Genomic DNA, 14,074 nt, shown 5'->3' on the forward strand with positions numbered 1-14,074 from the left:
CCAGGGTGTCAGTGAAAGCGGGCCGCACAAGGCGGCGTTAGCGGGCGTCCTGCCGTAAAAGGTGATGATAGCCACGGTCAAACCATGCCAGACCGTGCGTTTCATCATTGCGTACCAGCGCCTGCACTTCGCAAAACAGAATGTCGTGCGTGCCCACGCTGACCACTTGCGCCACTTTGCAGTCAAACGACACCAGCGCGCCGTCTAACAGCGGTGAACCACTGGCCAGCGTGTGCCAGTCAGCGGCGGCAAAGCGTTCTGCCATCGGCGTTTTGCCGCCAAATAGCGTCGAGAGATCTTCATGCCCGGCGGCCAGGGTGTTAACGCACAGATAACCGTTGTCGCTAAAAATCGGCCACACCGACGCTGAGCGATTAAGACAAACCAGCAGCGTGGGCGGCGTATCAGTAACGCTGCACACCGCCGAGGCGGTAAATCCGGCGCGTCCAGCGGGACCGTCGGTGGTGATGATATTCACCGCCGCGCCTAAGCACGCCATCGCGTTACGAAACGCATCGCGTTCTACACCGGGTAAAATTGGCAGTTCATGCACGCTCATTGGCGGCTCCTGTGATTAGCTGGCCGCTCGCTGGGCAGGCGCAGCCGTATCGGCCAGCCAGCGCAGCAGCAGCGCATTAAAGTTGTCGGCATCGGTGACGCTCATCGCGTGTCCGCCCCAGGCCATCTCAATCAGGCTGCCGTTGGGCAGCGCCTGCGCCAGCTGCGGTGAGCAGCTCCACGGCACCAGCAGATCGTCCTGGCTGCAGATCGCCAACACCGGCTGGGAGATGCGCGCCACATGTGCGCGGAAATCCGCGCTTTTCAATGCATGCAAGCGACGCAGCAGGTTTTCCATGCCCTGAAAATGGGCGACATGGTGCGCATCTTCAGCGTTAATGCGCTCCTGATTGCGCGCCAGCCATTCCGCGGGATAGAGGAACAGCGGCTGCGCACGCACAAAGGCTTCGACGCCGACGTTCATCAGCAGATCCTGACGCACCTGGAAGCAGCGCTGCGTGTGCGCATCCAGCGAAAGCCAGCCGTTGATCACCACCACGCGGCCCACGCGCTGCGGGAAGTCCAGCGCCAGCTGCAGGCCGATTAAGCCGCCCAGCGCATGGCCGATAATGTCGTAATGTTGAATGCCGTGCTGTTCCAGCGTTTCTGCCAGTTCCGCCGCCATCATCGTCATGCTGTAGCCGTCCGGCAGCGTATCGGCACTGCGGCCGGTACCGCGCTGATCGTACGTCACCACGCGATAATGCGGCGTCAGCGCCGCCAGCTGCGGTTGCCAGAAACCGGCTACGCCGCCTAAACCGGAAGCGAGCACCAGCGTCGGCGCATCTTCAGCGGTTAAACCCTGGATCTCCAGATGCATCAGGCCTCCTGTTTGCCGATATGCGCAACGGTGGCGATTTCGATCAGCGCATCCGGTTTCACTAAGCCGCACTGAATGCAGAAGCGCGCCGGTTTATCACCGGGGAAGTATTCGGCGTAGATCTGGTTAATCGCTGCGTAGTTGCTCCAGTCGGTGAGAAAAATCGAGTTGAAGGTCACGTCTTCCATGGTGCCGCCGGCGGTTTCGATCACCTTTTTAATGGTCTCCAGCACGTGACGCGTTTGCGCGGCGGCATCACCGACGTGCACCACGTTGTTGTTGGCATCGAACGGCAAGGTGCCGGAGACGTAGACGACGCCGTCAGCTAAGGTGCCGGGCACGAATGGCGCAATGGGCGTACCGGTGCCGGGCGGAATAATCACACTTTTAGGCATGGCGAAATCCTCTTCTTATCGGTTTGCAGGTGAATCGAGGCGTTAGCTTTTCAGCGTTTCGCAGAACGTGTCGGTATCGCTGACCCAGCCAAAAAACGTTTCGATATTGAAAATGGCCGCCTGCTGGGCAAACGCCGGGCCCGCCTGATAGGTCGCGTCTTCCAGCACCACGCCGAAATATTCCAGGAAGAAGCCGTCACGCAGCGTCGATTCCACGCAGACGTTGGTGGCGATGCCGGTAAACACCAGATGGCGGATGCCACGGCTGCGCAGCATGCTGTCGAGCGAGGTATTGAAGAAGCCGCTGTAGCGCGGTTTCGGCAGTACGATATCGCCGGCCTGCGGCACCAGTTCATCGACCAGCGCATAATCCCAACCGCCTTTCGACAGCAGCGTGCCCTGTAACTCCGGGCGCTTGCGCATGGTTTTCAGCGCATTAGATTTGTGGAAGTTAGGCGATCCCGCATCACCGGCTTCAACGTATTGGTCGTCCCAACCGTTCTGAAACCAGATGATCTGCATCCCGGCGGCCCGCGCTGCGGTGACCGCCTGATGGATTTTGGCAATCACCGGCTTGGTAGCGGAGACATCAAAGCCCGCCAGATCGAGATAGCCGCCTTGCGTGGCGTAGGCGTTCTGCATATCCACCACAATCAGCGCACTTTGCGCGGGCGGCAGCGCGATGGCTTCCGGGCGCGCCGGCAAGGTGACGTTCGGTAAACTTGAGGTATGGGCGCAAACAACGGTACTCATCAGGCAACCTCCTGCTGGGATGCGATTAAATCGTGGCGACACTGCATTAAGGGTTGGATACGTTCACCGAAATCTTCGATGCCTTGCAGGAAATCATCGAAGGTGAGCAACACGCCTTGCGTGCCATCGACTAAAGCAACCTCATCCAACATTCGTGCCACATTGGCGTAAGAACCCACCAGCGTGCCCATGTTGATGTTAACGGCGGAGGTCGGATCGGCCATCTGGCGCACGTTGGTGTCGCTGCCGGATTTGGTGTCCTGCTGACTTTGCGTGGTGAGCCAGGCGAGCGCCTCTTCATCGGCACCGGCTTTGTAGTGTTCCCATTTGGCGCGTGCGGCTTCGTCGCTCTCGGCGGCGATGATCATAAACAGCACATAGCTACCGACGTCGCGCCCCGCTTTATCGGCAGCTTGCTTCATACGCGCGGCAGTTGGCGCGAAGGCAGTTGGCGTGTTGACGCCTTTGCCAAAGCAGAAGTTGTAATCGGCGTGCTGCGCCGAGAACGCCATGCCCGCATCGCTCTGACCGGCGCAAATCACTTTCATCGGTTTCTGCGGCTGCGGGCTGACGCGGCAATCGTTCATGGTAAAGAACTCGCCCTTGAAGTCGCTCTGGCCGGTGCCCCACAAATCGCGCAGCACGGTGACGTATTCGGTCAGATATTGGTAGCGGCTGGAGAAGTAAGCATCGCCCGGCCACAAGCCCATCTGCTCGTACTCGGGTTTCTGCCAGCCGGTAACGAGGTTGACGCCGAAGCGGCCATTCGAGATGGAATCAATGGTGGAGGCCATACGCGCCACAATCGCGGGCGGCAAGGTCAGCGTGGCGGCGGTGGCGTAGATTTCGATGCGTGAGGTCACCGCCGCGAGTCCCGCCATCAGCGTGAAGGATTCGAGGTTGTGATCCCAAAACTCGGTTTTGCCGCCAAAGCCGCGCAGTTTGATCATCGAAAGGGCAAAGTCGAAATGATAATGCTCTGCTTTCAGCACGATCTCTTTGTTCAGTTCAAAAGTCGGTTTGTACTGCGGTGCATGGGTGGAGATCAGCCAGCCGTTATTACCAATCGGGATAAAGACGCCAATTTTCATGTGAAACCTCTCTGCATTAGACGGGGACTGCTTCACGCGCTGCGCTGCTTCCTGCACGCATCCTGCGGGCGGCGCTCCATCACAAAATTGCAAAGGCTGTGCCACATTTTTAAAAGAGATAAATAACAATGCGTTAAAAGTATCGCCTGTTCTAAACTGGAGTAATTGGTCCATTTCAGACCGTTTGGTCAAAACGTTTTGCACGTTTTTCATGCGCCGCATGGTCAAAAAAGGTGCAGGCGGGCGATTAGGCAGGAAAGAAGGCCTTTGTTATGATGCGTTGACGCAGGACGGAAGAGGTAACAGTGTGAAAAGCGATGAAAAAAAACCGGGACGCCGTTCGCGAGCGGTCGCCGCAAAGCGGGCAGCCATTCTGGAAGCGGCGTTAACCTTCTTCTCGCAATACGGTATTCATGGCACCAGCCTGGATAAAGTGGCGGAGCGCGCCGACGTCTCCAAAACCAATTTGCTGTATTACTATCCGTCGAAAGAAGTGCTGTATGTGGCGGTTTTAAAAGAGATTCTTGATGTGTGGCTGGCGCCGCTGCGCGCGCTGCAGCACGATCACGATCCGCTGACCGCGATACGTCAATACATTCGCCTTAAGCTGGAAGTCTCGCGTGATCATCCGCAAGCGTCACGGTTGTTCTGCCTTGAGATGTTGCAGGGCGCGCCGCTGCTGAAAGGTGAACTGGCCGGTGATTTAAAAGCGCTGGTGGATGAGAAAGCGGCGATTATCGAACAGTGGATCGCAGAAGGGCGGCTGGCGGGCGTGCAGCCGCAGCACCTGTTTTTCCTGCTATGGGCGACTACGCAGCACTATGCGGATTTCGCCTCACAGGTGGAAGCGATTACCGGCCAGACGTTGAACGATGCGGCGTTTTTTGAACAGACGCTGGAAAACGTGCAGCGCATGATAATTGAAGGGATCCGCGTGCGCTGATCCCGCGTTTTCAAGGAGAGTGCATGGATTCGTTATCACAACTGACGTTAGGCGCGGCGGTCACCGTTGCGGTGATGGGCAAGCGCGTCCCGCTGTGGCAAGCGGCGCTGGTGGGTGCGGTGGCGGGCACCTTGCCGGATCTCGACGTGTTTATCGATCACGGCGATGCCATCCGCAATATGACGCTGCATCGCACCGAAAGTCATGCGCTGATAATCCTCACCTTAATTGCACCGCTGCTCGGCTGGCTGGTGGCCGGTGCGACACGCAGTCGCGCGCACTGGCGCGGCTGGACGCTGGCGATGTGGCTGGCGCTGGTGACGCATCCGCTGCTGGATCTCACCACCGTTTACGGTACGCAGCTGGGCCTGCCGCTCACCGATTTCCCTTATGCCATTGGCAGCATGTATATCATCGATCCGCTGTATACCTTGCCATTGCTAATTGCGCTGCTCGTCGCCCTGTGGCGACGCGATGCTGTGGGCTTGCGCTGGAATCAGGCGGGATTATTGGTGAGTACGCTTTATCTCGGCTGGAGCATGGTGGCACAGAGCATGGCGACGCAACACATTGAGCAAGCGCTGGCGCAGCAATCAGTGCAGCCGGAGCAACTACTGGTGACGCCGACCGCGTTTAATACGCTGGTATGGCGCACGGTGATCATGACGCCAGAGCGTTACGGCGAAGCCTATTGGTCGCTGTTGTCACCGGGGCGTTCGCTGCAGATAAGCTGGCACGATCGTCAACCCGCGCTGTTTGCGCCGTTCAAAGGGCAATGGCACGCCGAGCGTGTAGCGTGGTTTAGTCATGGGTTTTACGCAATGAAGCAGGAGGGCGATCGCACGTTGATCAGCGATTTGCGGATGGGGGAAGAGCCGGATTACACCTTTACCTTCAATCTGGGATCGCCGCAGTCGCCGGAGCTAGCACCGCAGCGTGAACCTTTGGTGCGTCCTGCATTGGGTGAGGCGTGGCGTAAGCTGCGGGAGAGATTGTGACTTCGTGGTGAAGCGCGTTTGCTGATGAGGTGCGCTTTCTGTCAAAAAAGAAAAAGGCTGCACTTTTTTTTCAAAAGGCAGCCTTAACGTAGCCGTGATAAATCAGGCTTTACGACGACGTAACAACCAGCCCATGGTCAGCATCACAAACCACAGCGGCGTGACCATCAGCGCCTGACGGGTATCTTCCTGCAGCGTCAGCAGCACCAGCACAAAGGCGAAGAACGCCATGCATACCCAGCACATAAACTTGCCCAGCGGCATTTTGAACTTCGATTCAGCATGACGCTGTGGATGCTGCTTACGATACGCCAGATAGCTGCACAGGATGATGGTCCAGACGAACATAAACAGAATCGCCGACACCGTGGTGACCATGGTGAATACCGTCATCACATCCGGAATCAGGTAGATCAGCGCCACACCCGCCAGCAGACACAGGCAGGAGAAGAACAGGCCGGTGGTTGGCACCGCACGCGCCGAGAGGCGACCAAAGGCTTTATGCGCTACGCCTTGTTCCGCCAGGCCGAACAACATGCGGCTGGTGGAGAAGATACCGCTATTGGCGGACGAGGCGGCGGAGGTCAGCACCACGAAGTTGACGATGCTGGCGGCGGCAGGCAAGCCGATCAGCACAAACATCTCAACGAACGGACTACGATTCGCCAGCACCTGATTCCACGGCGTCACCGCCATGATCACCATCAGCGCCAGCACGTAAAACATAATAATGCGCAGCGGAATGGCGTTAATTGCACGCGGCAGAACTTTGTGCGGATCTTTGGTTTCTGCTGCCGCGGTGCCGACCAGCTCAATGCCGACAAAGGCGAAAACCGCAATCTGGAAGCCGGCAAAGAAGCCGCTCAAGCCTTTCGGGAACATGCCGCCGTGATCCCAGATGTTGCTCAGGGACGCGGTGCCACCGTTCGGCGACGGATAATGCATGCTCACCAGCACAATGCCGGTGATGATCAGCGCCACAATGGCGACGATTTTGATAATCGCGAACCAAAACTCCATCTCACCAAACAGCTTCACCGTAGCGATGTTCAAAGCCAGGAAGACAAAGACGCACAGCAGGGCGCTCATCCAGATGGAGAAGTCCGGGAACCACAGCTGGAAATAGGCGCTGATGGCCACCACGTCGGCAATGCCGGTCACCACCCAACAGAACCAGTACGTCCAGCCGGTAAAATAGCCCGCCCACGGACCGAGTAAATCGGCAGCGAAATCGCTAAAGGATTTGTATTCGAGGTTGGACAACAGCAGTTCGCCCATGGCGCGCATGACGAAGAACAGCATAAAGCCAATGATCATGTAGACGAAAATGATCGACGGGCCCGCGAGGCTGATGGTTTTACCCGAGCCCATAAACAACCCCGTGCCGATGGCGCCACCGATAGCAATTAACTGAATGTGACGATTATGCAGGTTACGCTGGAGTTTATCCGGCTGTTCGGCCGTAGCGAGCGCCTCTTTTGATTGATCAACCATAAATTTTTCTTTCCTGTCGAGATGTTGTGTCAGCTCTATTGGCTGTTTTGCCCGTCATACTTTAAGCCGCAGATGCGTTGGCTACGCGTGTTCACTCCAGGAACTGACTAAATTAAGCTCCCAATGATTCACACACTTGCCGCCTTCCTGCGGCTCACATTATTTAGGGCATTCGTTATGAGCCTTTGTCCAGGCAAGTGGCATAAGATAGTGGAAAGCCAACCCGTTTCGGTAATGGTTTTTCCCCCTTTGTGACCTTTTACGTGCTTTGCTCTGTCAGTAATTATTTACAGAGTTTAAAGCGCAGTCATTTTGCGTAAATCTTCAACAATTAAGCGATTTACGTCACTTTCCGCGCACATGACTTCTACACTTGTTAGTTCATTTCATCAGGAAAAGTGAGGCATTGTGCGCGCTCTGTTCGCCGTCGCGTTGCTGGCTGTATGCGGCTGGTTTAGTTTGCCGTGGTTGAAAACGCATCTGCCGCCTCAGTGGAACCCCTTTACACCGCTCAACGTTACCGATCCGCCCGGTTGGATGACGCGTTACAAGCTAAAAAAGCTGAGTGGCGATCCGGCTGCCTGTCTGGCGGTGATGCGGCAAGCCAGTGAACAGCGGCTGGTGCAGTTTCGTGCCGTGCCGCCTATGCAAGGGAATTGCCCGATTGAGCAGCCGCTACGCATCAGCGGCTACGGTGACGTCACGCTGAGCAGCAGTTTTCTCGCCAGCTGTCCGATGGCGGTGGCCAGCACCATGTTTGTGATTAACAGCGACAGCGCATTACGTCAGGCCGGTTTTAACAGTCCGCTGAAACGCATTGCCCATGTTGGCAGCTACGCCTGTCGCAATATTTATCATCGTCAGGAAGGGCGTTTGAGTGAGCACGCCAGCGCCGATGCCTGGGATATTACCGGATTTCAGCTGGCAAATGGGCGTTGGTTGCAGGTAGGAAAAAACTGGCAACAGCCAGAGGATGCGGCGGCTGGACTGCATGCGCTGTGGCGTAACGGCTGTGCGACGTTCGGTAATGCGCTGGGGCCCGATTATAACGCCGCGCATGCCAGCCATTTTCATCTTGGCATGCGCGGTTCGGGTTACTGCCGTTAGCTATACCGCAGGATTAAGCCCACGTTTTATCAGGAAATGATTAGCCGGCCAGGAGAAAATAAAGCCAATCATTATGGCCAGTTGCAGCATAAACCAGAATGCCGCCAGCAGCGGATTGACCTGCTCGTTCAGCACAAACTTTAGGGCCAACGCCATAAAGATAAAAATACCTAATTGAAAAATCAGCAGGGGGAAAATTTCGGTTTTCAGCGCCAAATATAATGCGCTGCCAAATGAATGTTTTTCACGTTGGCGAATCGCCAGAAATTGAAAAAGTAATCCCATAAACAATGAAGCGATAACGCAAATAAGCGCCTGCATGCCTATCGTCGGATTAATGGCAGATTGTTTTAGTAAAGTGACTATCGGGATTGTCATTATATCGCCAAATATACAAGCCGCTGCGGATAATGACGTGGAAATAAATATAGTTTGCCAACTGGCGTTACTGCGTATTTTTTGTGGAACCAACAGCGCAAGTTTTTGCTGTTGTGATGGTTTACGGCCTAAGTACCACCAGACGATCCAGCCAATAAAAGGCATATACAAACCGGTAAATGGCCAAATGATATTCATCACCGCCACCGGATGTGGATGGCGAAAAAGATCTTTTAAAATCATCAGGGCAGTGCAGACGCCCAGAACAAGGAAAGGTAATGCAAACTGGTTCAACATAGTCAGTTCCGCTAAGTTTCCCACCTACATGCGACAATGCGCCTGAGCCTTACTGCAGCACTGTCTTCCAATGCATCTTTTCACTCCGCTAGCATTAAGCGTAGCCGTTAATCAGCGTGAGAGAAATCACATCATTACTTAATGTATTATCTTAACCGCAGAAATAGGTGGGATTAACATTAAGTCAAAACTCATTCACCGTACAAACCCCTTTCACAGCAAAACAATCTGCTTTTTGCATTAATAATTTTAGTTAATGACGATGCTGAAAATTTATCAATCTAACGATCATTTTCAATCAACTGGATGATTGAAACTACTTCAGAAAAATCCTATTCTAATCTGCTGAGGAATTAAAGTTGTGAACCTGTTAACAATTAACGTGAACTTACACATTTCCATTACGTTAACGCATTGACAGTAGAGGAGTTATGCTAGCTGCTGGCAAATTTGCTCCTTTTTCAATCAATATTTTTTGTCTGGCTAATTTATTTTTTGCGTTAACACGAACTAATTTCAGAATGTAAAAGCGTGAAACAGCGCTAAGGCAATAATGACGACCGATAATTATTTCGTCTGGCGAGGCGAAATGGAAAATGAATTTCTGGCGCTAACGCAAGTGACGCAATTGAAATCCCTGTTGCAACAGCAGATTGAAAAGCTGGGTTTCGATTACTTCGCTTTTTTGGTTCAGCATCCGGTGCCCTTTACCCGGCCGCGCTTGTTTTTGTTCAGTACATACCCGGAAGGCTGGGTAAAACGCTACGAAAGCGAGAACTATTATAAGGTCGATCCGGTGCTATTACTCTGTCAGCGGCCGGGACGGGGTGTTGAATGGACGCGCGATTTATTTACCGGCGCGGGTAATTTGTGGGCAGAAGCCAACGCCGCGGGATTAATGAGCGGCTTTTCCTGCTCAGCAATGGCACCAAATCGTACCATTGGTATATTATCTATTGCATCGACACTGCACAGTAAGACCCAACACTTGCGCATAGAGCTTGAGGTGAAACTGCATCTTCTGGCGGAACTGAGTTTGCGCGTGTTGGAGCGTTTGAATGACGATTCTATGGTCGTTTTATCTAACGATTTTAGTCAGCGTGAATTAGAAATCTTAAAATGGACGGCGGAAGGAAAAACGTCGGCGGAAATTTCACTTATTTTAGCCATATCTGAACATACGGTGAATTTTCACCAAAAGAATATGCAAAAGCGTTTTAATGTTTCCAATAAAACGCAGATTGCCTGTTATGCCGCTGCGGTTGGCCTGATATAGCGAAAAAGCAACTACTAATTTTAGTAGTTCCTTCTCCCGTGTCAGTTGTCTACCCTGCGCGCAACGTTGCCAGGCTGGCTCAAAGAAATCATTGCATACATGGGGATGTCAGAGGCGCATGATGAAAGTAATTCAAACACAGCTTAAGGATATGCCGTCCTCACTGTTGGCAGAACTGGGAACGTATCGCTATAGCGTGTTTGCGCGCGGCGAAGGGTGGTCGATTCCACCGCGATTGAGTACGCCAGGGCAAGAGTACGATCGTTTTGATCGTTCGGATGTCACCTGGTTGATTGCCTGGAACGCTCGTCAGGGTATTTGCGGCTGCGCACGTCTGTTGCCGTGGCATGAACCTGAGGTGCCGGAAGGTTTTATTCTGCCTTTCGATCAGGAAAAGGTATGGGAAATGTCGCGCTTCTCGGCGCGCCTTGAGGTGGACGCGGAGCTGCCGCTGAGTATTTTGTGGCACTCGGTGCAATTAGCAGAACTGAGCGGCATGGAGTATTTGATCAGTTCGGCGACGCCAATGCTTGAGAAGATGTTCGAACAGCATCAGGTAGTCTACGAGCCGCTCTCACCGGGCTTGATCCAATCTGAAGACAATCTGTTTGCCATTCGCATTCCGGTTGATCAACCGGCGCTGGCGGAGAAATATCGGGGTACACGACGCTTTAGCCCGGAAGAGGTGCTGCCGTCGCTGGGTGTTTCAGTAAACTGGCAATCACACAGCTAAATACCCCGCGCATTTCGCGCGGGGCACATCGCTTATTGACGGTAAGCGGTTTTGATCTGACGAATTGTATTATTAAACACTTCCGCCTGCGGCTTATCGCCTAACGAAGCTTGCACATAACGCTCCATGTTGATGATCACCTTACCGGCATCGGCTTGACCCATTCCTTTCAGAATCAGCGTCACCATCATTTTCAGACAGGCGACTTCGTCGGCCAGCGCCTGCGTGTCTCGTGAAGTTGCGAAATCTTCATCACTCATAATTGACTCCTTGGGGGTATTACTCAATGTTGACACATTCTTCCTGTGCGTAAGAAAGAGAGTATATCATAGGGTTTTCAGATGAATTTTAATGAAGCGAAGCGGTAAAAGTCAGACCGCTTTTTAATTGCGCATTGCGCTATTTGTCAGCAACCAGAATTGGCGTTTAGCTGTTATTTACCAGGCGATCGGAATGCGACAATAAAATCGAGCTATAAATTATAACTTAATGATATTAATAACAATTTAACTTATCTCATTTTGCATCTCATTGCCCTTTGCAGTAAAAGCTGGATCAAAGAAATGTTATTGATTTGCATCAGTTCATTTGAGATTTATCTGTGACTGTAGATGTTTTTTCCACCTGAAAACCGGTAAGATGACCGTTCTGAAATATATTTCCCTTTCTTAACCTGCGGAGTACGTCCCGTTGATCAGCCTGCTTCTTGTTGATGACCATGAACTGGTACGCGCCGGTATTCGCCGCATTCTGGAAGATATGAAAGGCCTCGTTATTGCGGGTGAAGCGGCGTGCGGTGAAGACGCCGTGAAATGGTGCCGCAGCAATCCGGTTGACGTAGTGCTGATGGACATGAACATGCCCGGTATTGGCGGCCTGGAAGCGACACGCAAAATTGTGCGCTTTAACCCGGATATCCGCATCATCATGCTCACCATTCATACTGAAAATCCACTGCCGGCGAAGGTGATGCAGGCGGGCGCAGCGGGTTATCTCAGTAAAGGCGCCGCGCCGCAGGAAGTGGTGAGTGCGATTCGCTCGGTGCATTCAGGGCAACGCTATATCGCTTCGGATATTGCCCAGCAAATGGCACTCAGCCAGATCGAACCGCAAAAAGCCGAATCCCCCTTCAGCTGTTTGTCGGAAAGGGAATTGCAGATTATGCTGATGATCACACGCGGGCAGAAAGTGACGGAAATTTCCGAACAACTCAGTCTCAGCCCTAAAACCGTTAACAGTTACCGCTATCGCATGTTCAGCAAGTTGAATATCAGTGGCGACGTCGAGTTAACGCATTTGGCCATTCGACATGGCTTGTTCAATGCGGAGCCATTAATCAGTAGTGAGTGACGTTTTCGATTCCAAAGCCTTTCTCAGCACCGTGACCAGCCAACCCGGCGTCTACCGTATGTACGATGCGACCGGCACGGTGATCTATGTTGGTAAAGCCAAAGACCTCAAAAAGCGCCTGACCAGCTACTTCCGTACGCAGGTGGGCAGTCGCAAAACTGAAGTTCTGGTCAGCAACATTCAGAACATCGACGTCACCGTGACGCACACCGAAACGGAAGCGCTGCTGCTGGAGCATAACTACATCAAGCTCTACCAGCCGCGCTATAACGTGCTGCTGCGCGATGACAAATCCTATCCTTACATTTTCCTCAGTGGCGATAGCCATCCGCGTCTGGCGATGCACCGTGGCGCGAAGCACGCCAAAGGCGAATACTTTGGCCCGTTTCCGAACGGCTATGCGGTACGTGAAACCCTCGCGCTGCTGCAAAAGGTATTCCCGATTCGCCAGTGTGAAAACAGCGTGTATCGCAACCGCTCGCGCCCGTGTTTGCAGTATCAAATTGGCCGCTGCCTTGGACCCTGCGTTTCCGGCTTGGTTAGCGAAGAGGAGTATGCGCAGCAAACTGATTACGTGCGTTTGTTCCTCGCGGGGAAAGATGATCAGGTGATTAATCAGCTGGTCAAGCGCATGGAAAATGCCAGTGAGGAACTGCGTTTTGAAGAGGCCGGGATTTTACGCGACCAGATTCAAGCGGTAAGACGCGTAACCGAGCGGCAATTTGTCTCCAATCAGGGTGAAGACCTGGATGTGATGGGCGTGGCCTTTGATGCTGGCATGGCTTGCTTGCACGTGCTGTTTATCCGTCAGGGCAAAGTGCTCGGCAGCCGCAGCTACTTCCCGAAAGTACCTGCCGATACCGAACTGACCGAAGTGGTACAAACCTTTGTCGGGCAGTTCTATCTGCAAGGCAGTGAAGCGCGCACTTTGCCGGCGGAAATTCTGCTGGACTTTACTCTACCGGAACGTGAGCTTCTGGCGGAATCGCTGAGCGCGCTGGCGGGACGTAAAGTGAATATTCAAAGTAAGCCGCGTGGTGACCGTGCACGCTACCTGAAACTGGCGCGCACCAATGCGGCAACGGCACTGACTACCAAGCTGTCGCAGCATTCGACCATTCAGCAGCGTCTGGCGGCGCTGGCGACGTTCCTTGAGCTCGACACCATTCATCGCATGGAGTGCTTCGACATCAGCCACACCATGGGCGAGCAGACCATTGCGTCGTGCGTGGTGTTCAACCGTGATGGTCCGCTGCGTTCGGATTACCGTCGCTACAACATTGAGGGCATCACGCCGGGCGATGATTACGCGGCGATGAATCAGGTGCTGCGCCGTCGTTACGGCAAAGCGCTGGAAGAGGACAAAATCCCCGACGTGATCATCATCGACGGCGGTAAAGGTCAGTTAGCGCAGGCGAAACAGGTTTTCGCCGAGTTGAATGTACCCTGGGATAAAGATCGTCCGATTTTACTCGGCGTGGCGAAGGGTAGCGATCGTAAAGCCGGGCTGGAAACGCTGTTCTTTGAAGCGGAAGGTGAGGGCGTTTCCTTACCGCCGGACTCGCCTGCGCTGCATGTGATTCAGCATATTCGTGATGACTCTCACAATCATGCGATTTCAGGTCACCGGAAAAAACGCGCCAAAGTGAAGAACACCAGCGCGTTGGAAAGTATTGAAGGCGTGGGGCCCAAACGGCGCCAGCAGCTGCTCAAGTATATGGGTGGCCTGCAACCGCTGATGAATGCCAGCGTCGACGAGATTGCTAAAGTGCCGGGAATTTCCACCGCGCTGGCGGAAAAAATCTACTACTCACTGAAACACTAACGTTGAAAGAGGGGGGGCAATGTAGCAACATACATGAAACCCTACTCACACCAGAC

Annotated in this window: 15 protein-coding genes; 7 read left to right on the forward strand and 8 right to left on the reverse strand. The window is 53.6% G+C overall.

What is annotated here, in order from left to right:
• Positions 1-37: 37 nt before the first annotated feature.
• Genes rutF through rutA form a run of 5 tightly spaced genes read right to left on the reverse strand, consistent with a single transcriptional unit; the run spans position 38 to position 3,617 of the window.
• Positions 38-559: an NADH-dependent FMN reductase RutF gene (rutF, locus tag ACFQW4_RS06520; protein WP_377724422.1), complete on the reverse strand. Its 522-nt coding sequence runs from the start codon at positions 557-559 to the stop codon at positions 38-40.
• Positions 560-574: 15 nt separating this feature from the next.
• Positions 575-1,378 carry a pyrimidine utilization protein D gene (gene rutD / locus ACFQW4_RS06525; protein ID WP_210080551.1) on the reverse strand — a complete coding sequence of 268 codons (804 nt, stop codon included), beginning with the start codon at positions 1,376-1,378 and terminating at the stop codon, positions 575-577.
• Positions 1,378-1,773, reverse strand: coding sequence for a pyrimidine utilization protein C (gene rutC, locus ACFQW4_RS06530; protein WP_137385529.1), 396 nt, complete (start codon positions 1,771-1,773; stop codon positions 1,378-1,380). The genes rutD and rutC overlap by 1 nt, the downstream gene beginning before the upstream one ends.
• Positions 1,774-1,815: 42 nt before the next feature.
• Positions 1,816-2,526 carry a pyrimidine utilization protein B gene (rutB, locus tag ACFQW4_RS06535; protein ID WP_110865881.1) on the reverse strand — a complete coding sequence of 237 codons (711 nt, stop codon included), beginning with the start codon at positions 2,524-2,526 and terminating at the stop codon, positions 1,816-1,818.
• Positions 2,526-3,617: a pyrimidine utilization protein A gene (gene rutA, locus ACFQW4_RS06540; RefSeq protein WP_049851054.1), complete on the reverse strand. Its 1,092-nt coding sequence runs from the start codon at positions 3,615-3,617 to the stop codon at positions 2,526-2,528. Before rutA ends, rutB begins: the two co-directional genes overlap by 1 nt.
• Before the next feature lie 307 nt (positions 3,618-3,924).
• On the opposite strand from rutA, the gene rutR reads away from it, so the two are divergent.
• Together rutR and ACFQW4_RS06550 are read left to right on the forward strand one after the other, a co-directional pair.
• Positions 3,925-4,560, forward strand: a complete 636-nt coding sequence (gene rutR / locus ACFQW4_RS06545) for an HTH-type transcriptional regulator RutR (RefSeq protein ID WP_110865882.1) — start codon at positions 3,925-3,927, stop codon at positions 4,558-4,560.
• A gap of 23 nt (positions 4,561-4,583) precedes the next feature.
• A complete protein-coding gene (locus ACFQW4_RS06550) occupies positions 4,584-5,558 on the forward strand; it encodes a metal-dependent hydrolase (RefSeq protein WP_377724425.1) in 975 nt (324 codons plus the stop codon).
• A 102-nt stretch (positions 5,559-5,660) separates the two neighbouring features.
• Here the strand turns inward: ACFQW4_RS06550 and cycA are convergent, their stop codons facing one another.
• Positions 5,661-7,052, reverse strand: coding sequence for a D-serine/D-alanine/glycine transporter (cycA, locus tag ACFQW4_RS06555; protein ID WP_101760901.1), 1,392 nt, complete (start codon positions 7,050-7,052; stop codon positions 5,661-5,663).
• A 408-nt stretch (positions 7,053-7,460) separates the two neighbouring features.
• Here cycA and ACFQW4_RS06560 point away from each other — a divergent pair, with 408 nt between their 5' ends.
• Positions 7,461-8,159 carry an extensin family protein gene (locus ACFQW4_RS06560; RefSeq protein ID WP_101760900.1) on the forward strand — a complete coding sequence of 233 codons (699 nt, stop codon included), beginning with the start codon at positions 7,461-7,463 and terminating at the stop codon, positions 8,157-8,159.
• On the opposite strand, the gene ACFQW4_RS06565 is transcribed toward ACFQW4_RS06560, so the two are convergent.
• Positions 8,160-8,834, reverse strand: coding sequence for a DUF4396 domain-containing protein (locus tag ACFQW4_RS06565; protein ID WP_377724427.1), 675 nt, complete (start codon positions 8,832-8,834; stop codon positions 8,160-8,162).
• Positions 8,835-9,387: 553 nt separating this feature from the next.
• On the opposite strand from ACFQW4_RS06565, the gene sdiA reads away from it, so the two are divergent.
• Positions 9,388-10,110, forward strand: coding sequence for a transcriptional regulator SdiA (gene sdiA / locus ACFQW4_RS06570; protein ID WP_101760898.1), 723 nt, complete (start codon positions 9,388-9,390; stop codon positions 10,108-10,110).
• 121 nt (positions 10,111-10,231) lie between these two features.
• Positions 10,232-10,843, forward strand: coding sequence for an acyl-homoserine-lactone synthase (locus ACFQW4_RS06575; RefSeq protein ID WP_101760897.1), 612 nt, complete (start codon positions 10,232-10,234; stop codon positions 10,841-10,843).
• Between the two features lie 32 nt (positions 10,844-10,875).
• On the opposite strand, the gene ACFQW4_RS06580 is transcribed toward ACFQW4_RS06575, so the two are convergent.
• Positions 10,876-11,103 (reverse strand): DUF2594 family protein, encoded by a 228-nt coding sequence (locus tag ACFQW4_RS06580; RefSeq protein WP_007887303.1) that lies wholly within the window; start codon positions 11,101-11,103, stop codon positions 10,876-10,878.
• Between the two features lie 430 nt (positions 11,104-11,533).
• Between ACFQW4_RS06580 and uvrY the strand changes: the two genes are divergently transcribed.
• Positions 11,534-12,193: a UvrY/SirA/GacA family response regulator transcription factor gene (uvrY, locus tag ACFQW4_RS06585; protein ID WP_008102320.1), complete on the forward strand. Its 660-nt coding sequence runs from the start codon at positions 11,534-11,536 to the stop codon at positions 12,191-12,193.
• Positions 12,186-14,018: an excinuclease ABC subunit UvrC gene (uvrC, locus tag ACFQW4_RS06590; RefSeq protein ID WP_192234346.1), complete on the forward strand. Its 1,833-nt coding sequence runs from the start codon at positions 12,186-12,188 to the stop codon at positions 14,016-14,018. Before uvrY ends, uvrC begins: the two co-directional genes overlap by 8 nt.
• Positions 14,019-14,074: the final 56 nt, after the last annotated feature.

The organism is Pantoea sp. GCM10028869, from assembly GCF_042666835.1.
GTDB lineage: Bacteria > Pseudomonadota > Gammaproteobacteria > Enterobacterales > Enterobacteriaceae > Pantoea > Pantoea leporis.

What these genes read in the sequence shown, in the direction of transcription:
- rutF (WP_377724422.1), bottom strand. Translation starts at nt 559, where the DNA reads ATGAGCGTGCATGAACTGCCAATTTTACCCGGTGTAGAACGCGATGCG.
- rutD (WP_210080551.1), bottom strand. Translation starts at nt 1,378, where the DNA reads ATGCATCTGGAGATCCAGGGTTTAACCGCTGAAGATGCGCCGACGCTG.
- rutC (WP_137385529.1), bottom strand. Translation starts at nt 1,773, where the DNA reads ATGCCTAAAAGTGTGATTATTCCGCCCGGCACCGGTACGCCCATTGCG.
- rutB (WP_110865881.1), bottom strand. Translation starts at nt 2,526, where the DNA reads ATGAGTACCGTTGTTTGCGCCCATACCTCAAGTTTACCGAACGTCACC.
- rutA (WP_049851054.1), bottom strand. Translation starts at nt 3,617, where the DNA reads ATGAAAATTGGCGTCTTTATCCCGATTGGTAATAACGGCTGGCTGATC.
- ACFQW4_RS06550 (WP_377724425.1), top strand. Translation starts at nt 4,584, where the DNA reads ATGGATTCGTTATCACAACTGACGTTAGGCGCGGCGGTCACCGTTGCG.
- cycA (WP_101760901.1), bottom strand. Translation starts at nt 7,052, where the DNA reads ATGGTTGATCAATCAAAAGAGGCGCTCGCTACGGCCGAACAGCCGGAT.
- ACFQW4_RS06565 (WP_377724427.1), bottom strand. Translation starts at nt 8,834, where the DNA reads ATGTTGAACCAGTTTGCATTACCTTTCCTTGTTCTGGGCGTCTGCACT.
- sdiA (WP_101760898.1), top strand. Translation starts at nt 9,388, where the DNA reads ATGACGACCGATAATTATTTCGTCTGGCGAGGCGAAATGGAAAATGAA.
- ACFQW4_RS06575 (WP_101760897.1), top strand. Translation starts at nt 10,232, where the DNA reads ATGAAAGTAATTCAAACACAGCTTAAGGATATGCCGTCCTCACTGTTG.
- ACFQW4_RS06580 (WP_007887303.1), bottom strand. Translation starts at nt 11,103, where the DNA reads ATGAGTGATGAAGATTTCGCAACTTCACGAGACACGCAGGCGCTGGCC.